Genomic DNA, 26,113 nt, shown 5'->3' with positions numbered 1-26,113 from the left:
TGAATCGACAGGATATAAAGTTGCCCTATCAGCCACCCTTGAAGTCTGGCCGCGACCGATGAATTCCGCGCCAATCAGCAGTGCGCCCCTGCTCCTCTCCGAAGAGGGGATCGCCGTGGTGCGCGCCGCAGCTGAACGGCTGTTCAGGGCTTCCGATGCCGCCAATGTATTCGAGATCTGTGACACGGCATTGAAAGAGCTGAGGGTCGCCGGCCTGCTGCACTGGCAGGCAGTCACCGATACCGCCGCAGCCGTCAGCAGCCATCGCATCGAGTTGGCGGATGATCCACAGGGACTTCGCACACTGGTGCTCGACGTCTATCCCGATGGCCCCGCCCTGCCGGACATCCTGCGCGAGCAAGTGGTCTGGCTGGGGCGCCTGGCATCCGCGCGGCTGCGCCAGCTCGCCGAGACCTCACGTCTGTACGAAGCGATCTCGCGGCTGGCACTGGCCGAGCGTTTGCAGCGCGCTCTGTACGCGATCGCTGAGCAAGCCGGTGCCGAGCACAACATGACCGAGATGATGCGCTCTCTGCATGCCATCCTCGGCAGCCTGATGTACGCGGAAAATTTCTACATCGTGCTCCACGACGCGGCCACCGGAAATGTGCGCTTTCCCTATTACGTGGACACGGTCGACAAGGATCCACCCGCGCCGGACGCAAGCCAGCCCTTGCAGGAAATGCGTCACAGCCTGACCTGGCATCTGTTGCAGGGCGGCCAGCCGATCATGGGCTCGATCGAGGAGCTGACCCATCAGCTTGGCGAGCACCTGCGCCCGGTGGGCCCCAATTGCGAACACTGGCTGGGCGTACCGCTGTTGCGCGAAGGCCATGTCGTCGGTGGCATCGTGATGCAGAGCTATCGCGAGGACACGCACTACACGCAGCATGATCGCGAACTGCTCAGCTACGTCGCGCAGCACGTGCAGACCGCCCTGGAACGCCGCGAGGCGCATGCCGAACTCGAACGCCGCGTCGCCAGCCGCACGGCGGCATTGCGCGAAGCCAACCGCGTGCTGCGCCAGCAGGTATTGCAGCGCCAGCGCGGCGAGCGCCTGCAGGCTGCGCTGTTCCGCATTGCGGAGCTGGCCAACGCCACCGAAAGCCTGGATAACTTCTATGCCGCGGTCCATCGCGTCATCGGCGGCCTGTTGTATGCGCGCAACTTCTACATCGCGCTGCTGGATGACGAAAACAAGCAGCTGACGTTTCCTTACTCGATCGACGAGCTCGACAGCGTGCGCCTGCCGCGCGCGCACGGCCGTGGCGCCACCGAATACGTGCTACGCCACGCCAAACCGCTGCTTGCCGATCCGCAGGAGATCGACCGCCTGTGCCAGCTCGGCGAAATTGGGCAGTTCGGCACGCGCTCGGTCTGCTGGCTCGGCGTGCCGTTGATCTGGGGCGAGCGCGCCATGGGCGTGCTGGCGGTGCAGAGCTACTCACCCGAGCATACCTACGACGAACGCGACCAGGAGCTGCTGACCTTCGTCGGCTACCACGTCGCCAACGCACTGCAACGCAAGCACACGACCGAATCGCTCAAGCAGGCTTACGCCAGCCTGGAACGCCGCGTCACGGAGCGCACGCGCGCGCTGGCATTGGCCAATCGCGACCTGCGCGAACAGATTGCCGAACGCGAGCGCGTCGAGCGCCGGCTCAAGTACGAAACCTTGCACGACTCGCTCACCGGCCTGCCCAACCGCACGCTACTGTTGCAGCGGCTCGAACAGGCGCTGCAGCGCTATCACAACAATTCGCAAGAACTCTTTGCCGTGTTGTTCATCGATCTGGACCGCTTCAAGGTCATCAACGATTCGGTCGGCCATCTGGTCGGCGACGACCTGCTGTTCCAGGTCGGCGGCCGCATTCGCGCCTGCCTGAAAACGCGCGACGTGGTAGCGCGCCTGGGTGGCGACGAGTTCGCCGTGCTGGCCGAGGGCATCACCGATATCCGCATGGCGTCGTTGATCGCCGAGCGCATCATCGACGAACTGCAGGCACCCTTCCGCCTCGGCGCCAAAGAAATTTTCACCTCCGCATCGATCGGCATCGCCCTGCCCGGCCAGCATTACCAGCGCCCGGAAGAACTGCTGCGCGATGCGGACGCAGCGATGTATCGCGCCAAGGACGAAGGCCGCCATCGCGCCGCCGTGTTCGATGACCGCCTGCGCCGTGAAGCGTTGTCGCTCCTGGAAATGGAAGGCGACCTGCGCCGCGGCCTGAGCCGGAACGAATTTGTTCCCTTCTATCAGCCCATTGTGGCGCTCGAAACCGGCCAGACGGTCGGTTACGAAGCCCTGCTGCGCTGGCGCCACCCCGAGCGCGGACTGCTCACGCCGAGCGATTTTCTCGCCATTGCCGAAGAAAGCGGCTGCGCGGAAAGCATCGACTGGCAAATTTTCGAACAGGCCTGCGCGCAGGTGCAGGCGCTGGTCGGCAACGAAGGCTTCGTCAGCATCAACGTGTCGGGCCGGCATTTCCGCTCGCCGGATCTGGACAACCGCCTGCTCGAACTGCTTGCTTCGCACCGGCTGCCGCCTCAATCGCTGCGTATCGAGGTGACCGAGCGCGCGCTGCTGGAGAACCCGACCCAGGTCAAGCGCATTCTGTCGAACCTGCGCGAGCAGGGCGTCGGCATTGCGCTGGACGATTTCGGCACGGGCTATTCGTCGCTGAGCTACCTGCACCAGTACCCGATCGACACGCTGAAGATCGACCGTTCCTTCATTACCGAAATCCCGCGCGAAAGCAGCAACGGCCTGGCCGTGGTGCGCGCGATCCAGGTACTGGCCGATTCACTGCAGATGCAGGTGATTGCCGAAGGCATCGAAGAGGAACCGCAACGGCAGGCCTTGCTGCGCGTCGGCTGCCGATTCGGACAGGGTTTCCTGTTCGCCACACCAAGGCCTGCCGAGGTATGGTTGCAGCATGAGAAGCGGTTTGCCGTACCTTGAATGAAGGGGCGCTATGGCGCCCCTCACTGCGACGTCGTCGACGCCTCGGCGTTATGACTGGCACTCAGCAAATGCTCCGCATCGATACGATCGAAGGTATAACGCTGCGCGCAGAACTCGCAGATAACTTCGATCTCGCCATCTCGTGCTTCCAGTGCCGCCTCGACTTCTTCGCGGCCAAGTGAACGCAGCATCGACTCCACCCGGTCGCGCGTGCAGCTGCAGCCGAAGACCAACGGACGTGGCTCGAACAGACGCACGGATTCTTCGTGATAGAGCCGATAGAGCAACTGCTCGGGCGAGGTGTTCAGCAGTTCGTCCGCACCCAGCGTTGCCGTCAGATGTTCGATACGATTCCAGCCGTCCTCATCGTCGGCCGCGCTATGGCCGCCTTCGCCGGGCAGGCGCTGCAGCATCAGGCCCACCGCGTGTTCGCCATGGGCGGCAAGCAGGATCTTCGCCGGCAGCTGTTCGGACTGGTTGAAGTAGTTTTCCAACGCTTCGCCCAGGTTCGGGTGGTTCAGATCGACCAGCCCTTGATAGCGCTGACCGCGCTCGGCATGACCGATGGTGATGGCCATCACCGCACCGGGCAGATCCGAAACGACCAATGGCTCCGGCAACGGATCGTTCCAGCGCGCCAGGCCACGCAGGCGACCCTGGTCGGTGCACTCGGCGAATAACAGGCGCAAGGCGCCGGAACTCTTGAGTTCGATCGACAGCGCACCTTCGAACTTGATATTGCCGGTCAGCATGGCGCTCGCAGCCAGACTCTGGCCGAGCAACGTGGCAACGGCCTCGGGATAGTCGGCACGACCCGCTACCTCGCGCCAGGAGGACCCCAGGCGCACCAGCACGCCACGCACACCGGCGCGTTCAAGCAAAAAGCGATGCAATACGTCGTCGAGCAACACGGTTTCCACGTCCGAACCTCTTGAACAGCAATGAGCCACCAACGGCCAAGCGGGAGAAGATGGGGGCATAGGCCGCCCGCTGCAACCGGCACCGGCTCCACGTCTCAGGGCCACGCGAGAGCCTTATATACTGCAACGAACCTCAAGCCCGCGTTGCCATGGCCCAAACACGTTCGCTGCCCGTCCGAATCCTGCGATCCGTCGCCATCCTGATAGTCGCCTGGCTGGCGCTGAGCTGGCTTGTGGTGCTGATCCTGCGCTTCGTACCACCCTGGACCTCGGCGGTGATGATGGAGCGCCGGCTGAGTGCGCTTGTGCACGGCCAGCCGGGGTTTGAAATTCATCAACGCTGGGTCCCCTGGGAAAGGGTCTCGCCTTATGTGCCGCTGGCGATGGTTGCCGGCGAGGATCAGAAATTCCCGTTCCATCATGGCTTTGACGTCGACGCCATTCAGGATGCCATCGATGCGGCCGACGACGGCAAACGCCTGCGCGGCGCCAGCACAATCAGCCAGCAGACAGCGAAAAACCTGTTCCTGTGGAACGGACGCAGTTTCGTACGCAAGGGGCTGGAGGCGTACTTCACCGTCCTGATCGAACTGACCTGGCCCAAGCAGCGCATCCTCGAGGTCTATATGAACATCGCCGAGTTGGGCGATGGTATCTATGGCGTGGGCGCGGCCAGCGATGCGTATTTCGGCACGCCACCAGCGCGCCTGGGCCCTGCCCAGGCCGCACGACTTGCGGCAGTGCTGCCTAACCCGCGGCGTTTCCGGGTGGACAACCCCAGCGCCTATGTACAGCGTCGCGCCAACTGGATCCAGCAACAGATGGGGCAGTTGGGCGGGCCCGGGTATCTGCAACGCCAGCGTTGACCGGCGTTAAAGCTTTAAGATGCGCTGATTTTCACCCTAGCAGATGAGTCCATGCAGAAACTCGCCGTCGTCGTGCCCGCGTACAACGAGTCCTCGGTGCTGGAGGCTTTCCACGCACGCTTGGGCACGGTGTTGGCTGGGCTGCCCCTCGAGTGCGAGGTGCTCTATGTCGATGACGGCAGCTCGGACAACACCTGGGAGCTGATCAAAAGCCTGCACACCGGCGGCGTGCACGTCAGCGGCCTGCGCCTGTCACGCAATTTCGGCAAGGAGGCAGCCCTGACCGCCGGCCTGGACAAGGCCGACGCCGATGCGGTCGTGGTGATCGATGCCGACCTGCAGGATCCGCCCGAGTTGATCCCTGAATTGATCGAGCAATGGCGGGCCGGCTACGACGTGGTGTACGCGACACGCAGCGTGCGCGAGGGCGAGACCCGCTTCAAGCGCTTCACCGCCGCGGCGTTCTATCGCGGCATGGAGCGACTGTCCAATACCCCCATTCCACGCGATACCGGCGACTTCCGCCTGCTTTCGCGCCGCGCGCTGGACGCTCTGCGCCAGTTGCGCGAACGCCAGCGCTTCATGAAGGGACTGTTTGCCTGGATCGGCTATCGCCAGACCGCCGTGCTTTACCAGCGCGAGCCGCGCCAGGCCGGCACCACCAAATGGAATTACTGGCGCCTGCTGCAGCTGGCCATCGAGGGCGTGACGTCGTTCTCGACCGCGCCGCTGCGACTGGCGACCTGGGTGGGCCTGTTTTCCTCACTGCTTTCCTTTGTTTACGGCCTCTGGGTGCTGACCAAGTCGATCATCTACGGCGACCCGGTCCGCGGCTATCCCACACTGATGCTGGTGATCCTGTTCCTGGGCGGGGTGCAGTTGCTGGCGCTGGGCGTGATCGGCGAATACCTGGGCCGCAACTATGCCGAGAGCAAGCAGCGTCCGCTGTACTTTATCGACGAAGATTTCCGTGCCTGACCCCGGCTCGGCAGGCTTCACAAACGGGCTACATCTGCCACCGGGGACAGCGTTAGACTGATCCGCACGCGGCCGGCCCGCGGCCGGAGGGAGAGCGATCAGCATGCGTCAGGTGAAGCATCTTCTGGAAAACAAGGGCAGCGATATCTATGCCATCGCACCGGAAGTACCGGTGCTCGAAGCGATCAAGCACATGGCCGAGCGGCGCGTCGGCGCCTTGCTGGTGATGCGCGGAGAAGTTCTGGTCGGCATCCTTTCCGAACGCGACTATGCGCGCAAGGTGATCCTGCAGGGACGCTCATCCGCACAGACGGCCGTGTCGGAAATCATGAGCAGTCCAGTGCTTACCGTATCGCCCGATACCGACGTGTTCGACTGCATGCGGCTGTGTACCGATAGCCGCATCCGCCATCTGCCGGTGGTCGACAAGGAAACCGTGGTAGGCGTCATTTCGATCGGCGACCTGGTCAAAGAGGTTATCGGCGAACAAGCCGAGCAGATCGAACAGCTGCAGCGTTACATCGCCAGCTGAGGAAGGAAAGCTTTCAGGCGCGCCGCGCAACGGGTGGTTGAGCGGCGGTCTCCGGTGCCAGGTCAGGTGCGCGCCCGATCTGGCGCGCCACCCAGGTCGCAAGCACCGAAACGCCCACACCGACGCCCGCCATGCCGGCGACACTTACGCCCAGCGTGCCGAACAGGCTGACTCCACTGGTGACCAGCACGTCTCCCAGGCGCCATACCGCCGTTTCGATGAAGTTCTTGCCCTTGTAGCGGGTCTCTCGCGGCACGCGCGTATAGAGCGCGTCAGAGGCCGGCTTGGTCATGCCATAGGTAAAGCCACGCGAGCCGATCGTCAGGATGGCCAGCAACGGCAGACCCAGCGTTATTCCAGACACTTCGCCCGGCCCCCATACCACGATGGCGGCCAACAGCAACAAGTTGATCAGCGAGGTCACCACCAGCGCAGCCACCGCACCGCGTCGGATCATCAACCAACGGGTGACGGTCAACTGCAGCGCCACGCCCAACAGGTTGGTGTAGAGATCCAGATCGTTGTAAAAGGCCGTGCGCGCGACCTTGTCGGTAAAGTGCGCCTTGCTGTAGTCGGCCAGCAGGGCATAGGCCAAGGTGCCAATGCCATCGCCCAACAGCATCAACACGGCCATGTAGCGCAGGAACGGCTTTGTCACGAGCTCCTTGATGCCTGCCCATAGCGAACCGCCGACCGGCTCACCCTGTCGGTCACCGGATCGATCCTGTTCGCCCGAAAGAAACAGCAGCACACCCAATGCCAGCGCCAGCGTCACAGCCGAAACCACCAGCAGCGGCGCGACGCCGAGTGTCTGCACCAGGGCTTTGGTGACCAACGGGCCGAAGATCGCACCCGCCATGCCGCCCAAGGCAATCAACGGAAACACGCTGCGCGCCTGCGGGCCGTTGAAGATGTCCGCCATGAAGCTCCAGAACAGCGACACCACGAACAGGTTGAAGATGCTCACCCAAACGTAAAACACCACGCCCAACGAACGCGCGCCGATCCGATCCTGCGCCATGAAGGCGGGTACGAAGGCCAGCAGGCAAGCGATGAAGAAGCAGTAGCTCCAGCCCAGCAATTGCTTGCGGCGAAAACGTGCGGCCAGCACGCCGAAGACCGGTGTCAGCGCCAGCATCACCACGAAAACGACCAGATAGAACATGGGCAGCGATTGCGAACCGACAGCACCGCCCAGCTGATCGCGCACCGGGCGAATGATGTAGTACGAGGTCATCAGGAAAAAAAATGCCAGCGCGGACAACGCAGGGGCGGCATTCGCAGACGCGGCGGTGGGGCGAGCGTTCAACGGCGTGAATCCGGCGTGGGTCGCGGCAAGACTAGCACGCAAACTTTGTCTGTTGCTTCGCAGCAAGCGACAGGCCGCGAACCTTCACGCGGCGCAAGTTGTCGAAGCCCACGCGGTCGTGGATGCGCGACGGCTGAACCCTGGTCTGACGATCGACGTGATGGGTCTGCATTTTTCGTTGTAGGCCACCAGGAAGTGCACGACAATCGGGAAATAAGCAGCACTCGCCCTCCCCCTTTCTGCCAAGGCGTTCCCCGCCGCCGAGACCTTTGTTGAGCAGCATGCCGTTCCGCAATCTTTTTCTGTTGATAGCCGGCGCAGTGGGCCTTGCCAGCGCGCCCGCCTTTGCCCAGGTCACCGGCAATGCCGAGACCACCGCCGCACACCCGGTAACCTTCCCTCGCGAAGAACTCCCGCCCGAACGCGTCAAGGAAACGGTGTCCGCGTACCAGGACTGGCTGAGCAAACTCGAAGAGCGCGATGCCGTTGCCGGCATGGCCACCGCAGTAGTCGTCGACGACAAGGTCGTGTTCGAGCACACCCTCGGCTACGCCGATGCCGCCACGCGCGAGCCGGTCACGCCCGATACGGTCTTTCGACTCGCGTCGCTGTCCAAGGCCTTCGCCACCGCCGTCACCGGCGTCATGGTCGAGGACGGCAAGCTGGGCTGGGATACCAAGCTGGCCGACGTGCTGCCGTTCTTCAAGCTCAAGGACGCGCAAGCCTCGAGCCAGGCGACCGTACGCGACATTCTCGGCCAGCGCCTGGGCCTGCCGCGCAACACTTACGACAACATGCTCGAAGGCAACATCTCCTACGAGGAGCTGGTGCGCAAGCTCGATGAAGTCGACATGGCCTGCGGCGTAGGTCAGTGCTACGGCTACCAGAACGTCGCCTTCAGCCTGATCGGCGATGTGCTCTATGCGCAGACCGGCGACTTCTTCTATCGCCTGGTCGACAAACGCATCTTCTTTCCCTTGGGCATGAAAACCGCCAGTTATGGCCGCGACGCGCTGGAGTCGAGCAAGAGCTGGGCGCGCCCTCACCGCGCTGCAGGCAGGGGTTCGTGGGTACCGTTCGAGCCGAACGAAACCTACTATCGCGTTGCACCGGCGGCGGGCGTCAATGCCAGCCTGCACGATATGGAGCAATGGCTGATCGCCCAGATGGGCGGCCGGCCGGACGTGCTGCCGCAATCCCTGCTCGATGTACTGCACGAACCGGGCGTACCCACGCCGGTGGAGATGCATTCCACGCCATGGCGCCGCGCACGTATCACCGACGCGCACTACGCGCTCGGCTGGCGCGTGTTCGAGTACGGCGGCGAGACACTGATCTTTCATGCCGGTGCGGTCGAAGGCTATCGCACGATGATCGGCTTCTTCCCGAAATATCACGCTGGCGTGGTCACGATGTGGAACTCGGCCGGCCCGGTGCCTTCAGGCCTGATGCCGATGGTGCTCGACAGCATGCTCGGCCTGCCGCATGTGGACTGGGCCGACGTCGAGGGTGCCGCGCCAGTGGCTGCTGCGCCTGCCAAGGCGAAGAAGGCGAAGGGAAAGAAGACCGCGCCTAAGAAGAAGCGGCGCGCGGCGCAATGAGGACGGCGCTCCGTCGCCTCTCAACTGTACCGGTGAAGATGTCGCTCTGTAGGAATCACCTCAGGGAAGCTCGAAAAACCCTTCCTACTCGTCATTCCGGCGCAGGCCGGAACCCAGTGACTTTGCGGTCGGTTGTCGCGACAGCTCTCAACAAAGTCAGTGCTATCGCGAAAACTGAAAACTGATGCCACTGGGTCCCGGCCTGCGCCGGGATGACGATAGGAAAAACCGAGGTGATTCGAGGCCCCCGAAAGGGAGCCCCACACCGACCTGATTAGTTCAACTTGAACTCGATCCGCTGCTGCCGGTCCGATGCCACCGGCGTGCCCGCCTGCGTCGCCGGCTCGTACTTCCAGCGGCTCACTGCGTCCATCGCCGCGCGGTCGAATACGTGGCGCGGCTGTGCGTCGAGCACCTTCACATTACCGACGGTGCCTTCAGGCGAGATCGTAAAGCTCACCTCCACCCAACCCTCCTGCGCCGACCGCATGGCTGCCGTCGGATAACGCGGCTGGCCACCCTTGATCAACACCGGACCATGCGTGCCGGAGCCACCGCCTTCACCAGCGCTGGCACCACCGGTACTGGCCGTCTGGGTTGCTGCCTGCTGCTGTTGCTGACGCGTCGCCTCAGCCTGTTGTGCCGCACGCGCCTGCGCGGCGCGCTGCTGTTCGGCCAATGCCGTCTTCTGCTGTTCGGCAGCCACGCGGTCGGCTTCGGCCTTGTCCGTCACCGCCTTCTGCGCAGCCAGTTGCTGCTGACGCTCCTTATCGGACGCCAACTGCTGTTCACGATCCTGCAGCTTGCGCTGCGCGTCGAGTTTGGAACGCAGAATCGTCAATGTGTAGTTGGCCGGATCGGCCTTGGCCAGCAGATCGATCTGGCGCTGGGCTTCACCGAAATCACGCTGGTTGATCGCCTGCTCGGCCGAGTTCGCGCCGAACGGGAAGGTCTCGCGCAGCGCATCGACGGCCACCTGGTTGCCGGGCTGCTTCTCCAGCACCTTCAGATAGAACTCGAATGCGTTGTTGCCGGCCGGGGTAAGCATCCGCTGCTCGTTCATCGCCTTGCGGGCTTCGGCGAGCAGTTCGTTAAGACTCATCGCGCCGACATTGACTGGCGCTGGCGCTGCAACCTTGCTGGCCGTGACCGGCGTCGACGGATGACCGCCGGAGTCGGACATCACCAGATCTTCGTGCGGCTTGATGATCAGGAACCAGGCGCATGCGGCAAACAAGGCAACAACCGCAACGATGGCGATGGCGACAGGGCGTATAGCCCCGCGCGCGTAGCGACGCGCATGACGAATATTTCGGGTATCCATGGTCTCTCGCGTAAGTCTGAACCAGATACCCGCGCTTTTTCCCCCTGTGAATCCAGGAGCGGAGGCCTCCCCAGGCCACCGCGGCGCGGATAGTGAGAAAGGTACCCGCAAAGCAGCAGCACGGCAAATCGCCAGACTCGTCACAGTCCATCGAAAGGGATTCACGCTATGTACGGCGCCATCTAACGGGCGGATAAGAATTTTTCTTACGTTTCCGTGGCCCGGAAACGAAGCGTCCCGACCATGGGCCGGGACGAATCACTTTCGAAGTACTCCCTGCGCTGGGCACCGCAGGGAGAGAAAATCGAGTCTTATATAATTGCTTGAATTACTTCTTGGCGGCCTTGGCGGCCTTCGGGGCCTTGGCAGCGCGGGTGGCCTTGACCACCTTGGCAGCAGCGGCCTTCTTCACGGTGCGCTTGGCAGCCTTCTTGGCAACCTTCTTCACCGCAACCTTCTTCACCGAAGCCTTCTTGGCAGCGGCAGGACGCTTTGCAGCGGCCTTCTTCGCGGTCTTGCGGACAGTCTTCTTGGCGGCCTTCTTGGCAGCCGGCTTACGGGCGACCGGGCGCTTTGCAGTCGACTTCTTAGCGGCGGTCTTCTTGGTGGCTTTCTTTGCAGCTTTCTTGGTGGCTTTCTTGGCAGTGGCCATAGTTCGTCTCAGCTCCTCATCAGTTGGCAGTGGTTGCCCAGTAAAAGCGTGCAGGAACGCCTCAACCAGCAGATCGCTGTTCGTGGCGTGCCTTAAATTGTTCACCTGGCGACGGGTGCGTTCATCGGACAGCAACCTCAGTACATGCAACGGAATCGAGACCGTGATCTTGCGTACTGCGCCGGCTTTCTCTCCGTGGTCGACGTAAGGCCTGATGAATTTCGATGACGTCATAACACCTGTTCCCCGTGATCTGAAGCGAAAGCTATTCCTGAAAATTTCTACTGTCAATTGATTTTAGCTGTGAAATCAGTGCGTTTCACCTACCTTGTAACACCCCCCAAAGCCCTGCCCCACAAGGGTTAGCGGCCTTCCGGAGGCATTTCCGTTTGGACGTCCATACAGCTAAAACCGCAACTGACAAAAACACGTAAAAACGCCAAAAACCCCTAAAAACAAGTGGTTTTAAGCGCGACAAGGAATTATTTTCCTTGCATATCAACTAGATCAACACATCATCTAAAACCACGCCGGCGACACCGTCGAACCGGCCGATTTGGATGAACGAAAGTCGACTGAGAAACCCGAAAAAAAATTTTCCGGGACACCCTTCCGAAGGGCCTTCAGCACCCCTCAATCGACCGCTGAAAGGGTCGAAGCACGGTTCGACACCAACGCTCGCACCCCCATCTCGGTCTCGTCGAGTGGTCGATGTGGACGCAAATCCATCCACATCGGCGCGATCGAAATCACCTTCTTCAAGCCGATCGATGCGACAAAAAAACGGTACCGTCGCAACAGAAAAATCGACTCTGACACGCCACCGAATACACATTCACCGGCGCGTCGAACCATAAAAAACGACGGTCGCCGTAGCGACCGCCGTCCGTAAAACGGAGTGTCTGAAAACGCTCAGTGATCGTCGTTTTCCATCACTTCGGCGTACTCGTCCGCACTCAGCAGCTCGTCGAGTTCGCCACGGTCGCTGGGCTTGACGGCGAAGATCCAGCCCTTGCCGAACGCGTCTTCGTTGATGGTTTCCGGGTTGTCGTTGAGCTCTTCGTTGATCTCGACGACTTCACCCGTCACCGGCGAATAGATGTCAGAAGCGGCCTTGACCGACTCCACCACGGCAGCACCTTCGCCCGCCTTCACCTGGCTGCCGATTTCCGGCAGCTCGACATAGACCAGGTCGCCAAGCTGACCTTGGGCATGGTCGGAGATACCCACGCGCACCAGACCGCTGTCTTCAGCGCGGGCCCATTCGTGGGACTTGAGAAATTTCAGATCGCCGGGGATCTCGCTCATGTTGGGCTCCTAGGTAAGCGCTTGTGGGGGCAGATAGGCACGGTGATGGCCGATTGTAGCGACAGCCGGATGCTACGGAAACGTCAAATGCCAGGTTGCGGCTTGCCGTCGCGAACGAAGGGATATTTCACGATGCGCACCGGCACCTCGCGGCCGCGGATATCCACGCGTACGTCGCCCGGCTCACCGACGGGGATGCGTGCAAAGGCAACCGCCTTGTTGAGCGTGGGAGCGAAGCTGCCGGAAAGAATTTCGCCTTCGCCGTTCGCGGTCAGGACCTTTTGCCCATGGCGCAGCACGCCCTTGTCGTCCAGCACCAGGCCGACCATCACGCGCTTTACACCCTCGGCCTTCTGCTTCTCGAGCGCGGCACGGCCGATGAAATCGCGGCCCTCGTCCAGGGCGATCGTCCAGCCAAGATTGGCCTCCCACGGCGAGACGTCCTCGTCCATGTCCTGGCCGTAAAGATTCATACCCGCTTCCAGACGCAGGGTATCGCGCGCACCCAGGCCGGCCGGGCGAACCCCGGCGTCCGCCAGCGCGTTCCACAAGGCAACAGCGTGCTCGTTCGGCACGATGATCTCGAAACCGTCTTCACCGGTATAACCGGTGCGCGCCACGAACAGCGGCATGCCGCCCGGACCCTGGCCTGCGGCCGCCGCGAACTTGCCGAGCTTCTCGATGCGCGGACGATCGATGTCGTGCAGCAAGCCAAGCACCTTGGCGCGGGCCTGCGGGCCCTGCACTGCAATCATGGCGAAGTCCGGGCGCTCCTTGACCTCGATGCCGAATGCCGCTGCCTGCTGCTGGATCCAGGCCAGATCCTTGGCACGCGTGGCCGCGTTCACGACCAGGCGAAAGTGTGCCTCGTCGAAGAAATACACGATCAGATCGTCGATGACGCCGCCGTGCTCGTTGAGCATGCAGGTATACAGGGCCTTGCCCTGGACCTTCAGCTTGTCGACGTTATTGGCCACCAGATGGCGCAGAAAGTCGCGCGTGCCGTCGCCGTGCAGGTCGATCACGGTCATATGCGAGACGTCGAACATGCCGGCGTCCTGGCGTACAGCGTGATGCTCCTCGATCTGCGAACCGTAGTTGATCGGCATGTCCCAGCCGCCAAAATCGACCATGCGCGCGCCCAGGGCGCGGTGTGTCTCGTTGAGTACGGTCTTATCGGTCATAGCGACGTGCTCTGGGGAAAGTCATTGATTATCGCCGCCGGGCGGCGGCAATCCAAGCCTTGCGATATCAGCGTCCCGAAAAGGCGTTCCCGCGCCACGATGAGCATCAACCGATGCCCTGTCCCTCGATCAGATACGCCACGACGTCTTCGGCAAGTTGTTCGGCACGGCGTCCGCCGGCAAGCAGGTGAATTTCCGGATGCCCCGGCGACTCGTAGGGCGAATCGATGCCCGTGAAATTGCGGATATCGCCCGCGCGCGCCTTGCGGTACAGCCCTTTGGGGTCGCGTCGTTCGCACTCATCCAGCGGCGTATCGACAAACACCTCGACGAACTCGTCTTCGTCGAAAAGCTCCCGTGCGAACTGACGTTCGCTGGCGAATGGAGAGATCACGCAAACCAGCACGATGAGGCCCGCGTCGACCATCAGGTGTGCCACCTCGGCCACACGGCGGACGTTTTCCACCCTGGCCTCGTCGGTGAAGCCAAGGTCCTTGTTCAGGCCATGGCGCAAGTTGTCACCATCCAGGACATAGGTGTGATAGCCAAGTGCATGCAAGCGGCGCTCGACCAGATTGGCCACCGTCGACTTGCCCGCACCGGACAACCCGGTGAACCACAGGCAGCGCGAACGCTGCCCCTTGGTGACGCTGCGTGCATCCTTGTCCAGGTCCAGGTGCTGCCAATGCAGGTTACCCGCCCGACGCAGGGCAAAATCCAGCATGCCGCAACCAACCGTCGCGTGAGTCTGACGATCGATCAGAATGAAACCGCCCAGGTCGCGGTTGTCGCGATAGGTCTCAAAAGCAATCGGATGATCCAGATCGATATTGCCGTAGCCGACATCGTTCAGTTCCAGTCGACGTGCCGCCAGTTGCGCCCCCGTGTCGACATCGACCTTATGCTTGATGGCCGTCACGCGCGCATTGACGGTGCGCGTCCCGACCTTGAGCCAGTAGGTGCGATTGGGCAAAAGTGCTTCATCGCCCATCCAGACGATATGCGCCGCAAACTGGTCGGACACTGGTGCGGGTTTGGCTGCATCGGCCAAGACGTCGCCTCGACTGATATCGAGCTCCCGGTCGAGTACCAGGGTTACCGCCTGCCCGGCCCATGCCCGCGCGAGGTCGCCATCGGCGGTCACGATGCGCTGGACGCGCGCACGCTTCATGGCTGGTTGCACGACAACGTCGTCACCCGCCGCGACGGAGCCGCCGCAAAGCGTGCCTGCATAACCGCGCGTCGAGGAATCGATACGATTGACCCACTGCACCGGCATTCGGAACTCGCCCGCTTGCCCTGATGACGACGGCGCGGTTTCCAGCCAATCCAATAATGTGGGGCCCCGAAACCAGCCCATCCGCTCGCTGCGATGGCTGACATTCTCGCCGGTCGGCGCCACCACTGGCAGCGCCTGTATGTCGCCAAACCCCAGCGACTGAGCCAGCTCGCGGTAGGCCTGGGCAATACCCATAAAGACACCTTCGTCGTGCCCTACCAAGTCCATCTTGTTGACGACCAGCACGATCTGACGAATGCCAAGCAGCGCGCAAAGATAGGTATGCCGACGCGTCTGCGGCAGCAGTCCCTTGCGGGCATCGACGAGCACCACGGCGGCCTCCGCATGGGACACACCGGTCGCCATATTGCGCGTGTACTGCTCGTGCCCCGGGCAGTCGGCCACGATAAAGCTGCGCCGAGCGGTCTGGAAGTAACGGTAGGCCACATCGATGGTGATGCCCTGCTGGCGCTCGGCATCGAGCCCGTCGGTAAGCAGGGAGAAATCCAGCGCCGTCGGCGCATCGTCATGCAGGTGCCGGCTGTCGCGTGTCAGGGCTTCCAACTGATCGTCCGGCAACGCGCCCGTGTCATACAGCAGTCGGCCAAGCAGGGTACTTTTGCCATCGTCCACGCTGCCACAGGTGATAAAGCGCAGCAGGCTGGGCATGCCGCCCGAAAAACGTGCCGTCATCAGAAATAGCCTTCCTGCTTGCGACGCTCCATCGAGGCCTCGCCATCGTGATCGATCACGCGCCCCTGGCGCTCGGAGCTGCGGGAAGCGGACATCTCCTCGATGAGCTTGTCCAGCGTATCGGCCTCCGAAGGAATCGCCCCGGTCAGCGGATAGCAGCCCAGCGTGCGAAAGCGCACTTTGCGCATCTGCACCTGCTCGCCTTCACGCAGAACGAAACGTTCGTCGTCGACCATAATCAGGGCGCCGTCGCGCTCCACCACCGGGCGCGACCTGGCGAAATAGAGCGGCACTACCGGAATGCTTTCGCGCCGGATGTATTGCCAGACGTCCATCTCGGTCCAGTTGGACAAAGGAAACACGCGGACGCTCTCACCCTTATATATATGTGTGTTGAAATTGGACCACAGCTCCGGTCGCTGGCTTTTCGGATCCCAGCGATGCTGCGCGTTGCGAAAGGAAAACACGCGCTCCTTGGCTCGAGACTTTTCCTCGTCGCGCCGCGCCCCGCCCACGGCGGCATCGAAGCCGTATTTCTCCAAAGCCTGTTTGAGGCCCTGGGTCTTCATGACGTCGGTATGCACCACCGAGCCATGCGTCAGCGGCGAGATGCCCTGGCGGACGCCGTCCTCATTAATATGAATCCGCAGTTCCACGTCGCCTGCCGAGGCGATGTCATCGCGAAACGCGATCATCTCGCGGAACTTCCAGGTGGTGTCCACATGTAGCAACGGCATCGCCGGCCGCGCCGGGAAACAGGCCTTGCGCAACAAGTGCAGCAATACCGAGGAATCCTTGCCGATCGAATAGAGCATTACCGGTCGACGGAACGCGGCCAGGGTCTCCCGGAAGATATAGATACTCTCGGCTTCGAGTGCATCCAGCCGGGAAAATGCGGGCATCGTTGGGTTCATAGGCTTGAAAATCGGCGCGCCGCGCCGCCATCGGTGACGAGAATCTAACTCAAGGCGACTGCTAACGCGACAACGCTGGTTTGGTGGACCCGGGACGGCCAAGCTGCGCAGGAAATACACATAATCCATGTAAGATCGCCCTTCATGAGCACATCGGCCGCAGCGGGAAGTGCCAATCTCGATGTCACCACCCAGCCGCCTTGTTTGCGCATCGCGGGGGATTGGACGCTTGCCGATTACGCCGTGCTGGAGCAGCACGTCAATGCATTGAAGGCGACGCTGCACGATGACGTGACCGTCGATCTGGACCGGCTCGGCGCACTCGATACTGCCGGCGCCTACCTGCTGGTGACTCTATTGGGCGCCAAGCGGATGGCCGATCTCGCCCATGAAGCGCCTACGATGACACCGGCCCGACGCGCCCTGCTGCAGACGGTCGGCAGCGCACTGGACACCTACTGCAAGCCTCTCAAACCGCCCAAACGATCGTCCATCGTCGATGTACTTGAGCGCATCGGTGCGGCGGTGGAGAAGTTCTGGCTACAGACGATCGAGCTGCTCGGATTTATCGGACTGACCCTGGAAACGATCGCGCGGACCTTGCCGCGCCCCAAACGCTGGCGCGTCACGCCACTGGTCGCGCATATGGAGCAGACCGGGCTGGATGCGGTGCCGATCATCGCACTGCTGACTTTCATGGTCGGCGCGGTGGTGGCCTTTCTCGGCTCGACCGTGCTGGCCGATTTCGGCGCCACCATCTACACGGTCGACCTGATCGGGTTTTCGTTCCTGCGCGAGTTCGGTGTGTTGCTGACCGCCATCCTGATGGCCGGACGCACCGCCAGCGCCTTCACCGCGCAGATCGGCTCGATGAAGGCCAACGAGGAAATCGACGCGATCCGCGCGATGGGCCTGGACCCGATCGAATTGCTGGTATTGCCGCGTGTGATGGCACTGTTGATATCGCTGCCGATGCTCACCTTTATCGCGATGATGGCCGGCCTGATCGGCGGCGGCGTGGTCTGCGCGGTGACCCTGGGTATTTCGCCACCGATGTTCCTGTCGCTGCTCAAGGAAGATATCGCCGTGCGGAACTTTCTGGTCGGCATGGTGAAGGCACCGTTCTTCGCCTTCCTGATCGGCGTGATCGGCTGCCTGGAGGGCTTCAAGGTAGCCGGCAGCGCGCAGTCGGTGGGCGAGCACACCACCTCCAGTGTGGTGCAGTCCATCTTTGTGGTGATCCTGGTCGACGCTCTGGCCGCACTGTTCTTTATGGAGATGGGCTGGTGAGCGCCGCGCCCGCGAACGCCGTGCAGGACGTCATCCAGGTCCGCGACCTGACCAATCGCTTCGGCAGCCAGGTCGTGCATGAGCATCTGAATCTGGATGTGCGACGCGGCGAGATACTTGGCGTGGTCGGCGGCTCCGGCACGGGCAAGTCGGTCCTGCTTCGCAGCATCATCGGCTTGCAACGCCCCACCTCCGGCCGCGTCCATGTGTTCGGGCAGGATTTGCTGTCGCTGCCGCCGGAGCAGCGCTCCCGGGTCGAACGCCAGTTCGGCGTGCTGTTCCAGAACGGCGCCCTATTTTCGTCACAGACCGTGGGCGAAAACATTGCCATGCCGCTGGTCGAGCATGCGCACCTGAGCCGCGACGATGCCGCCCATCTGGCCGGCGTAAAGCTGGCCCTGGCAGGCCTGCCGTTGGGTACGGAAATCAAGTATCCGGCGCAGCTTTCCGGCGGCATGATCAAGCGCGCGGCACTGGCCCGCGCCCTGGCACTCGATCCGCAGATTCTGTTCCTGGACGAGCCTACCGCCGGCCTCGATCCGATCAGCGCGGCGGCTTTCGATCAATTGATCGTGACCTTGCGCAACGCGCTCGGTCTTACCGTGTTCCTGGTCACACACGACCTGGATACGCTCTACACCACCTGCGATCGTGTCGCCGTGCTATCGCAGAAAAGGGTGCTGGTATGCGACCGCCTGGAAGTGGTCGCGCAAAACGACGATCCCTGGGTGCAAGCCTATTTCCACGGCCCGCGCGGCCGTGCCGCCATCGATGCCGCCGAGCGGCACGCCGATGGCTCTACGCACGAGGTGAAGTGAGATGGAAACCCGCGCACATCATGTCCTGATCGGGGCCTTCACGGTGATCGTGGTCGCCGCCGCGCTGCTGTTCGCGCTATGGCTGGTCAAATCCAGCGCGGACCGCCAGTTCGAGGAATACGACATCGTCTTCAACGAGGCGGTCACCGGCCTGTCGCAAGGCAGCGCGGTGCAATACAACGGCATCAAGGTCGGCTCCGTCACCCATCTGAAGCTCGACCCGGCCGATCCGCGTCGCGTGCTGGCGCGCATTCGCCTGCGCGGCGACACGCCGGTGCTGCAGGACACGCGCGCCAAGCTCGCCCTCACCGGCGTCACCGGCGTGGCGATCATCCAGTTGAGCGGCGGTACACCGGGAAATCCGCCGTTGACGGCGCCTGACGGGTCCGTCGCCATCATCGTGGCCGATCCCTCGCCATTGACCCAGTTGCTCGCCAACGGCGAAGACCTGATGACCAATATCAACGAGGTCGTGGCACGGGTGAGCAAGCTGCTCTCGACGGACAATATGGCGCATATCGATAACACGCTGGAACATCTGGACAAGGCCACCGGCGTGATTGCCGACCAGCGCGAGGATATCCGCGAGCTGTTGCGCCAGTTGGCCATCGCCAGCAAGCAGGCCAATGCGACGCTGGAGCAGTCGCAAAAGCTCGCCAGCAATGCCAATGGCCTGATCGACGGCCCGGCACGCGAAACGCTTAACAGCGCAAAGAATGCGATGGCCTCGCTCGAACGCGCCACGGCGAATATCGACCGGCTGCTCAACGACAACCGCGATGCGGTGAATGGCGGCCTGCAAGGCCTGAACGAACTCGGCCCGGCCGTGCACGAACTGCGCGACGCCGCCGGTTCGCTCCGCGGCATTACCCGTCGCCTCGACGAAAACCCGGCCGGCTACCTGCTTGGCCGCGACCGCAGCAAGGAGTTTGTGCCATGAAGATGCCCCGCATCGTCGCCCCGCTGCTGCTGACATGGCTTACCGCCTGTTCGGTGCTGCCCAAGGCCGAAACGCCGAGCATCTACCGTCTGCCGGCGTCGCCTCTGTCCCACGCTCAGGGCGACGCTGTGCGTTGGTCCTTGCGCATCAATACGCCGCAGGCCGGACGCATGATCGATAGCCCACGCATCGTGGTGCTGCCGGAGGGCGATGTCGTCAGCGTGTATCAAGGCGCGCGGTGGAGCGATAGCGGCACGGTGCTGTTCCGCAACCGCCTGGTCGATGCATTTCGCGATGACGGCCGCATCAATGCCTTGAGCAACGACGATGCGGCGCTCCAGGCCGATATCAGCCTGACCGGCAACCTGAGCGCCTTTCAATCCGAATATCGAAACGGACAGCCGACGGTGGTGATCCGCTACGACGCACAACTGGTCCGTACCAATGGGATGCGCATTGTCGCGGCGCGCAGTTTCGAGGTGACCGAACCGGCAACCGGCAAGGCCGTGCCCGAGGTGGTTGCCGCGTTTGGCCGTGCCGACGATGCGCTAGCTCGGCAGGTCGTGGATTGGGCATTGCAGCAGAGCGTTTCGAAAAACTAACTCGGGATCGAGTCAGCTGCGCGGCCGTATGTAACGAAAGGTCAAATTCAGCCGCGCGTCGCGCATGCCGCGCCGTTTCGGTAAATCGTGCTGATACACACGCTGTGTGTTGCCGGCCATGCACAGCAAGCTGCCAGACGGCAGTTCCAGCGAACGCACCGTCCGCCTGTCGTCGCGCGAGCGGAATCTGAAGCTGCGTGCCGCTCCCAGGCTCAATGAGGCGATCACTGGCTGGGATCCTAGCTCCGCCTCGTCGTCGCTATGCCAGCCCATCGAATCGTTGCCATCCCGATAGAGGTTGGCCAGCACGCTGTTGAAGCGTGTTGCGCAGGCCGCCTCGATACGTTCGCGCAAGGCGCTCAGCGGAGTCGTCCACGGGTGCGGCTCGAACCGGGTGCGCGAATAGGTATAGCTGGCATCCGCATCGCCGATCCAACAACTCAGGCGCGGCGAATCGACCTCGCGACCGAAGATGCGAATCCGATGGACTTCCCAGGGAATCGCATCACGTAGATCGGCCAGCCATTGGCCTGCTTCGTCCGGCGCCAACCAGTGCGGCACCCAGCGCAGGTCCGCGCCCGGAAGCTCGATGCGCTCCCAGGCCGAACCACGCGACTGGCCGAACAAATCCACTATCAGGCTATCGCCGGATACACCGGTTCGGCGTCCAGAGTCATGGCGCAGACAGCGGCCAGCTCGAGCAGGCGCAAATCCGAACCGCGCGCACCGATCAACTGCATGCCGATGGGCAGGCCGTTGGGTAGCGTCCCCATAGGAATGCTCACCGCCGGGCAACCGGCAAGGCTGGCAAAGCTGGTCAGATCCGCTTGCGAGTCCGGCACCGGCTCGCCCAGCGGGAACGCACCCTGCGGCGTGGTTGGCATCACCAGTACGTCGACCTGCGCGAACAGGCGTCGCATCTTCAGGGTCGCCGCATCGAGTACACGATCGGCCACGGCATAGTCCGCCGCACTCTTCGTCGCCGCGTAACCGAGCATGCTACGGAAGCGATCGGACACTGACGGCCCTGTGCTTTCCAGATCGGCCGCGAACGTGCCCAGCATTTCCGCTTCCATCAAGAGCAAGCCGGCGCGCCGCGTGCGGGCGAAATTCCAGTCCGAGAAATCTACCGTGCGCCGCTCGCCGAGCTCGCGCGGCAGTTTTTCGAGGGCCGCCTCGAACACCTCGATCACCTCAGGCTGCACCCCGACACCCGCCAGGTCACCCAGCAGGCCGGTACGCAGGTTGCCCGGCTCCCAATCGGGCGGAGAGAACGCCACCCGGCGTCGACGCGATCGGGCGTCATCGGCGTCGTAGCCGGCCAGGACCTGCAGCAATACGGTGAGGTCGTCCACGCTGCGAGCCAGCAGGCCGACGGCATCCAGTCGGCGTGCTGCCGCCACCATGCCACGCGTGGAAATTTCCCCGTGCGTGGGCTTCAGCGCGAAGACGCCGCAATAGCTGGCCGGGATCCTGATCGAGCCCAAGCTGTCCGAGCCAACCGCAGCCACGGCCAAGCCGGCCGCCACAGCCGCCGCCGCGCCGCCAGAGGAACCACCCGCGCAATAGCCATGCCGGTAGGGGTGCTGGGTCGGGCCGTAATGCGGGTTGTCGGTCGCCGCGCCCAGGGCGCCCTCGTCCATATTGGTCTTGCCCAGCAGCACGGCGCCGGAGGCGCGCAGGCGCGAGACCACGTGGGCGTCGTCCTGGGCCGGCTGTGTCCGCCCGGCCAGACCCGCCCGGGTGGGCCAGCCGGCGACGTCGAAATTGTCCTTGAGCGCGATCGGGATGCCGTCCAGACGCCCGATCACCCCTTCTCGGCGGCGATGCTGCGCTGCCCGCGCCTGCTCCTGTATCAGTCCCGGCATGACATCCAGGTAGGCATTGAGCTGCGGGTTGATCCGTTCGATGGCGTCCTGGTAGACCTCGGCCAGCGGCTCGGGCTGTACACGCCCGGCGGCCAGCCAGTGCAACAGCTGGCAAAGACTGGCGCGGCGCATATCCAGGTCGGCGATCGGCGGCAATGTATTCATAAGCTCTCCTTGCAGGCTTGACCCGATTATCGCTGTCAGACGTGAAACGTTTGCAAGTCCTTTCTGTTTTGGCATGTTGCAGCACGCGTTGCCCCAATCGCTTCGAAAACGGACAATGGCGGATTATCCGTACCCGCCAGCACGGTTCTCCGTGTCAGCCTGATTGGAGTCCGCCATGAGCGAACGCGAAACGATGGAATACGACGTGATCGTCGTCGGCGCAGGCCCTGCGGGCCTGTCCTTCGCGATCCGCCTGAAGCAGATCAAGCCGGACCTCACCGTATGCGTGATCGAGAAGGCTTCGACCATCGGTGCGCAGATCCTCTCCGGCGCGGTGATCGAACCGCAACCGCTGGATGCGCTCCTGCCCGGTTGGCGCGATAACCCGCCGCCGATCTGTGTGGCTGCCAAGGAGGACGAGTTCTGGCTGCTCAGCAAGACCGGTGGCCGCAAGCTGCCGGTGCCGCCGGGCATGCACAACAAGGGCAACTTCATCGTCTCGTTGGGTGCGATGTGCGCCTGGCTGGCGCCACAGGCCGAAGCGCTGGGTGTCGATGTCTTCCCTGGCTTCGCCGCCTCCGAGAACATCTATAACGACGACGGCTCGGTGGCTGGCGTGCGCATTGGCGATATGGGTATCGCAAAAGACGGCACTCACAAGGCCGGCTACACCCAGGGCATCGACATCAAGGCCAAGCTCACCGTGCTTGCCGAAGGCGCTCGCGGGCATCTGACCAAGCAGCTGATCAAGCGCTTCGCGCTGGACAAGGACAGCGACCCGCAGGGCTACTCCATCGGCATCAAGGAGCTGTGGCAGTTGCCGGCCGGCCGCGTTGACCCGGGCAAGATCGTGCACAGTTTCGGCTGGCCCGCCGACAACCACACTTATGGCGGCAGCTTTCTCTATCACCTGGACAAGGATCGCGTTGCACTCGGCTACGTCAGCGGCCTGGACTACAGCGACCCCAACTACCAGCCGTGGGAAGCCTTCCAGCAGTGGAAGAACCATCCGTCGGTGAAATCCCTGCTCGAAGGCGGCACGATCCTCTCGGCCGGCGCGCGCGCCATCGTTACCGGCGGCTACCAGTCGTTACCCAACGTGGAAATGCCCGGCGCCTTGCTGATCGGCGATACCGCCGGCCTGCTCAACGTGCCCAAGATCAAGGGCACCCACCAGGCGATCCGCTCGGGCATGCTTGCCGCCGAACACATCGCCGACTCCCTGAGCAGCGCCGGCTGGAACGCCAGGCTGCGCGGTTCGGATGTCATGGCCGAGCTCAAGCAGGTGCGCAACATCAAACCCGGCTTCAAGAAAGGCCTGTGGTTCGGCATGTTGAACGCCGCCTGGGAAACCGTCCTCAAGGGCGCCTCACCGTGGACGCTGAAGAACAAGGCGGACTGGTCTTCGCTGCACAAGCTAGGACAGCAGGAAGAACCCAAGCGCGACTACGTGCAGCGCGACCTCGCCCCGCGCGACCGTCTCGCTGGCGTCTACTTCGCCGCCACCGAACACGACGAAGACCAGCCCATCCACTTGCGTGTCGCCGACACCACGATCTGTATCGATCGCTGCACCGTCGAATACGGCAACCCCTGCCAACGCTTCTGCCCGGCCAACGTCTACGAGATCGTCCAGGACGAGGCCGGCAAGAGGCTGCAGATCAATGCCGCCAACTGCGTGCATTGCAAGACGTGCGATATCAAGGACCCGTACCAGATTATCGACTGGGTGACGCCGGAAGGCGGGTCCGGGCCGAACTACCAGAATCTGTGATGGGAGTAACGTCGCGGGTGTCTCGCATCCATTGGCGTTTGAAGCGCATAGGCTATTTGTGGTCGCGCTTTCGCGGCAGCATTGCGTTGCGGGGCTGGCGCGGAACGATGACGCGCCTGGGCCAGGAATTCGAGCGACGCCCCCCGTTGGACGATACGTTGCCCATCGCTCCATTGGAGACTCTCTTCGAGCCATTCCAACTGGTGACGTCGGAGCGACCTCTGGTTTCCATCGTGATCCCGGTCTACGGGAAATTGGAGTACACGCTTTCCTGCCTGCGCTCTCTTTCCAGACACCCTTCAAAGGCACCGATTGAAGTCATCGTTGTCGACGACGCCTCGCCTGAAAACAACGAGCACGTGTTCGCGCAAATTCAGGGACTTCGTTTACTGCGCAATGCGCGTAACCTGGGTTTTATTGGCACTTGTAACGCTGGGGCCGACGCTGCTCGCGGTGAATTTCTGGTCTTTCTCAACAACGATACGCAAGTCACTCCAGACTGGCTGGACAGTTTGCTGGCTTGCTTTTCAGAACGCGCTGATTGCGGCATTGCCGGCAGCCGGCTCGTTTATCCGGATGGACGCTTACAGGAAGCTGGCGGCCTGGTTTTCACGGATGGCAGCTGCTGGAATATCGGCCGATTCGAACGGCGCGATGCGGCCGCGTGGAGCTATCGCCGCAAAGTGGACTATGTAAGCGGCGCGGCGCTCATGATTCGCCACGCCGTGTTTCAGCAGGTCGGCGGTTTCGACGTCCGCTACATGCCGGCCTACTACGAAGACACCGATCTTGCCTTTGCCGTGCAGCAGATTGGCCTGAAGGTGTACTACGAACCGGCGAGCACCGTCATCCACTACGAAGGCATCAGCTCGGGCATCGATCTGCATAGCGATAGCGGCGTGAAACGTCACCAGCTGATCAACCGCGAAAAGTTTTCCGATAAATGGCGCGCGCAGCTCGCACACCAACCATCGACTGATATCACATTGGAACATGCGCTTCGCTGGGGGCAGCGCGGCCGCGTTCTCATCGTGGACAGCACGGTCCCCGACCCCACGCGTGACTCGGGCTCACTGAGACTTTGCTCGATATTCAAGATTCTCGATGAGCAAGGGTGGAGCGCGTGCTTTTTCCCGGACGATCATCGTGTGACAGCTGAGGACATCAAACGACTCGGTTCACTAGGCACCGAATTGTTATACGACTCCTTGGCTGCAGATCTACCTCAATGGCTGCGTGCGCATGGGGAAACGCTGCATGCTGTCATACTGAGTCGCCACGCAGTAGCGGGACAGTACGCTGCGCTCGTGCGTAAATACGCGCCGCAGGCAAGGCTGATATTCGACACGGTGGACCTTCATTATCTGAGAGAAGAGCGCGCGGCGACGCTTAGCGGCAGCGCAGCGATGACTCGCCAGGCACAGGCGTCTCGCCGCAGTGAGTTAGCCCTCATCGCGACTTGTGACACGACATTCGTTGTCAGTCCCTATGAACAAGCGCTACTGGCCCATGAGTTGCCGCAAGCCAAGGTCGAGCTGTTATCGAATATCCATGATGTTCATGGCGCGGCGACAGGCCATGCGGAACGTCGCGACCTGGTGTTTATCGGTGGATATGGCCATCCACCGAATGCCGACGCCATCACCTGGATAGCTAGCGAGATGGCCCCCCTCCTTGCCGAGCGGCTGCCTGATGTACGCATCCACATTCTTGGTGACATGCCAGATTCGGCCCGCCAGGCATTGCAAGCCTTGAATGTCGATTTTCACGGTCGCGTACCAGACCTCACCCCCTGGCTGGACGCTTGCCTGGCCTCCCTAGCTCCATTGCGCTTTGGTGCAGGCGTGAAAGGCAAGATAAATATGGCAATGAGTTACGGCGTGCCGGTCATTGCCACGCCTATCGCCATCGAAGGGATGCAGCTCAACAATGGCATTGACGTTCTGGTTGCCGAAAGCGTCGAGGACTATGTCGATGCGGTGCGACGTCTGGTGCAGGATGAAGCACTATGGACGACACTATCGGTAAACGGCCTGGAAAATGTCAGGCGTCATTTTTCGTTTGAGGCAGCTGCCGATACGCTACGTCGTTCGCTTGAGTAAGCCTGGCTAGCCCATTGCAAGTGCTTGTCAGC

At 62.4% G+C, this 26,113-nt stretch carries 22 protein-coding genes; 11 read left to right on the top strand and 11 right to left on the bottom strand.

Features of this window, described 5'->3' with window-relative positions:
* Nucleotides 1-58: 58 nt before the first annotated feature.
* The gene (locus QMG46_RS08545) at nucleotides 59-2,959 is read left to right on the top strand and encodes a bifunctional diguanylate cyclase/phosphodiesterase (RefSeq protein WP_281852076.1); all 2,901 of its coding nucleotides are present in this window, start codon (nucleotides 59-61) and stop codon (nucleotides 2,957-2,959) included.
* 23 nt (nucleotides 2,960-2,982) lie between these two features.
* Here the strand turns inward: QMG46_RS08545 and QMG46_RS08540 are convergent, their stop codons facing one another.
* The gene (locus QMG46_RS08540; RefSeq protein ID WP_281852075.1) at nucleotides 2,983-3,882 is read right to left on the bottom strand and encodes an Hsp33 family molecular chaperone HslO; all 900 of its coding nucleotides are present in this window, start codon (nucleotides 3,880-3,882) and stop codon (nucleotides 2,983-2,985) included.
* A 149-nt stretch (nucleotides 3,883-4,031) separates the two neighbouring features.
* Between QMG46_RS08540 and mtgA the strand changes: the two genes are divergently transcribed.
* The 3 genes from mtgA (at nucleotide 4,032) to QMG46_RS08525 (ending at nucleotide 6,258) form a co-directional block, all read left to right on the top strand.
* Nucleotides 4,032-4,748, top strand: coding sequence for a monofunctional biosynthetic peptidoglycan transglycosylase (gene mtgA / locus QMG46_RS08535; RefSeq protein WP_281852074.1), 717 nt, complete (start codon nucleotides 4,032-4,034; stop codon nucleotides 4,746-4,748).
* A gap of 51 nt (nucleotides 4,749-4,799) precedes the next feature.
* Entirely contained in the window at nucleotides 4,800-5,726 is a 927-nt protein-coding gene (locus QMG46_RS08530) for a glycosyltransferase family 2 protein (RefSeq protein ID WP_281852073.1), read from the top strand.
* Nucleotides 5,727-5,829: 103 nt separating this feature from the next.
* Nucleotides 5,830-6,258, top strand: coding sequence for a CBS domain-containing protein (locus tag QMG46_RS08525; protein ID WP_281852072.1), 429 nt, complete (start codon nucleotides 5,830-5,832; stop codon nucleotides 6,256-6,258).
* 13 nt (nucleotides 6,259-6,271) lie between these two features.
* On the opposite strand, the gene QMG46_RS08520 is transcribed toward QMG46_RS08525, so the two are convergent.
* Together QMG46_RS08520 and QMG46_RS08515 are read right to left on the bottom strand one after the other, a co-directional pair.
* Nucleotides 6,272-7,495, bottom strand: a complete 1,224-nt coding sequence (locus QMG46_RS08520) for an NTP/NDP exchange transporter (protein ID WP_281852845.1) — start codon at nucleotides 7,493-7,495, stop codon at nucleotides 6,272-6,274.
* A gap of 103 nt (nucleotides 7,496-7,598) precedes the next feature.
* The gene (locus tag QMG46_RS08515) at nucleotides 7,599-7,850 is read right to left on the bottom strand and encodes a hypothetical protein (RefSeq protein WP_281852071.1); all 252 of its coding nucleotides are present in this window, start codon (nucleotides 7,848-7,850) and stop codon (nucleotides 7,599-7,601) included.
* On the opposite strand from QMG46_RS08515, the gene QMG46_RS08510 reads away from it, so the two are divergent.
* On the top strand, nucleotides 7,849-9,168 hold the full coding sequence (locus QMG46_RS08510; RefSeq protein ID WP_281852070.1) for a serine hydrolase domain-containing protein: 1,320 nt from the start codon (nucleotides 7,849-7,851) through the stop codon (nucleotides 9,166-9,168). The two genes, QMG46_RS08515 and QMG46_RS08510, sit on opposite strands and share 2 nt — an antisense overlap.
* 274 nt (nucleotides 9,169-9,442) lie before the next feature.
* Here the strand turns inward: QMG46_RS08510 and QMG46_RS08505 are convergent, their stop codons facing one another.
* From QMG46_RS08505 to cysD, 6 genes are all read right to left on the bottom strand, one after another.
* Nucleotides 9,443-10,492 carry an energy transducer TonB gene (locus QMG46_RS08505; RefSeq protein WP_281852069.1) on the bottom strand — a complete coding sequence of 350 codons (1,050 nt, stop codon included), beginning with the start codon at nucleotides 10,490-10,492 and terminating at the stop codon, nucleotides 9,443-9,445.
* Between the two features lie 328 nt (nucleotides 10,493-10,820).
* Complete coding sequence (metJ, locus tag QMG46_RS23650; RefSeq protein ID WP_345781789.1) at nucleotides 10,821-11,378, bottom strand: met regulon transcriptional regulator MetJ; 558 nt, start codon at nucleotides 11,376-11,378, stop codon at nucleotides 10,821-10,823.
* Nucleotides 11,379-12,056: 678 nt separating this feature from the next.
* Nucleotides 12,057-12,452 (bottom strand): glycine cleavage system protein GcvH, encoded by a 396-nt coding sequence (gene gcvH, locus QMG46_RS08495; protein WP_281852068.1) that lies wholly within the window; start codon nucleotides 12,450-12,452, stop codon nucleotides 12,057-12,059.
* Between the two features lie 83 nt (nucleotides 12,453-12,535).
* On the bottom strand, nucleotides 12,536-13,636 hold the full coding sequence (gene gcvT, locus QMG46_RS08490; RefSeq protein ID WP_281852067.1) for a glycine cleavage system aminomethyltransferase GcvT: 1,101 nt from the start codon (nucleotides 13,634-13,636) through the stop codon (nucleotides 12,536-12,538).
* A gap of 106 nt (nucleotides 13,637-13,742) precedes the next feature.
* Nucleotides 13,743-15,608: a sulfate adenylyltransferase subunit CysN gene (gene cysC, locus QMG46_RS08485; RefSeq protein ID WP_281852066.1), complete on the bottom strand. Its 1,866-nt coding sequence runs from the start codon at nucleotides 15,606-15,608 to the stop codon at nucleotides 13,743-13,745.
* Entirely contained in the window at nucleotides 15,608-16,522 is a 915-nt protein-coding gene (cysD, locus tag QMG46_RS08480; protein WP_281852844.1) for a sulfate adenylyltransferase subunit CysD, read from the bottom strand. Before cysD ends, cysC begins: the two co-directional genes overlap by 1 nt.
* Nucleotides 16,523-16,666: 144 nt before the next feature.
* Between cysD and QMG46_RS08475 the strand changes: the two genes are divergently transcribed.
* From QMG46_RS08475 to QMG46_RS08460, 4 genes are read left to right on the top strand one after another with little or no spacing between them, the layout of a single operon-like run.
* Nucleotides 16,667-17,812, top strand: a complete 1,146-nt coding sequence (locus QMG46_RS08475; protein ID WP_281852065.1) for an MlaE family ABC transporter permease — start codon at nucleotides 16,667-16,669, stop codon at nucleotides 17,810-17,812.
* The gene (locus QMG46_RS08470) at nucleotides 17,809-18,630 is read left to right on the top strand and encodes an ABC transporter ATP-binding protein (RefSeq protein WP_281852064.1); all 822 of its coding nucleotides are present in this window, start codon (nucleotides 17,809-17,811) and stop codon (nucleotides 18,628-18,630) included. Before QMG46_RS08475 ends, QMG46_RS08470 begins: the two co-directional genes overlap by 4 nt.
* Nucleotide 18,631: 1 nt before the next feature.
* The gene (locus QMG46_RS08465) at nucleotides 18,632-19,570 is read left to right on the top strand and encodes an MlaD family protein (protein WP_281852063.1); all 939 of its coding nucleotides are present in this window, start codon (nucleotides 18,632-18,634) and stop codon (nucleotides 19,568-19,570) included.
* Nucleotides 19,567-20,172, top strand: a complete 606-nt coding sequence (locus tag QMG46_RS08460) for an ABC-type transport auxiliary lipoprotein family protein (RefSeq protein ID WP_281852062.1) — start codon at nucleotides 19,567-19,569, stop codon at nucleotides 20,170-20,172. Before QMG46_RS08465 ends, QMG46_RS08460 begins: the two co-directional genes overlap by 4 nt.
* Before the next feature lie 12 nt (nucleotides 20,173-20,184).
* On the opposite strand, the gene QMG46_RS08455 is transcribed toward QMG46_RS08460, so the two are convergent.
* Nucleotides 20,185-20,805 (bottom strand): alpha-ketoglutarate-dependent dioxygenase AlkB family protein, encoded by a 621-nt coding sequence (locus QMG46_RS08455; protein ID WP_281852061.1) that lies wholly within the window; start codon nucleotides 20,803-20,805, stop codon nucleotides 20,185-20,187.
* Between the two features lie 2 nt (nucleotides 20,806-20,807).
* Nucleotides 20,808-22,205: an amidase gene (locus QMG46_RS08450; protein WP_281852060.1), complete on the bottom strand. Its 1,398-nt coding sequence runs from the start codon at nucleotides 22,203-22,205 to the stop codon at nucleotides 20,808-20,810.
* Between the two features lie 175 nt (nucleotides 22,206-22,380).
* On the opposite strand from QMG46_RS08450, the gene QMG46_RS08445 reads away from it, so the two are divergent.
* Entirely contained in the window at nucleotides 22,381-23,979 is a 1,599-nt protein-coding gene (locus QMG46_RS08445; protein ID WP_281852058.1) for an electron transfer flavoprotein-ubiquinone oxidoreductase, read from the top strand.
* A 107-nt stretch (nucleotides 23,980-24,086) separates the two neighbouring features.
* Complete coding sequence (locus QMG46_RS08440; RefSeq protein ID WP_281852057.1) at nucleotides 24,087-26,081, top strand: glycosyltransferase; 1,995 nt, start codon at nucleotides 24,087-24,089, stop codon at nucleotides 26,079-26,081.
* Nucleotides 26,082-26,113 lie beyond the last annotated feature (32 nt).

Origin of the sequence: Dyella sp. GSA-30 (genome assembly GCF_027924605.1) — a bacterium.
Lineage (GTDB): Bacteria > Pseudomonadota > Gammaproteobacteria > Xanthomonadales > Rhodanobacteraceae > GSA-30.
This window is presented reverse-complemented; position numbering and strand designations above follow the sequence as displayed.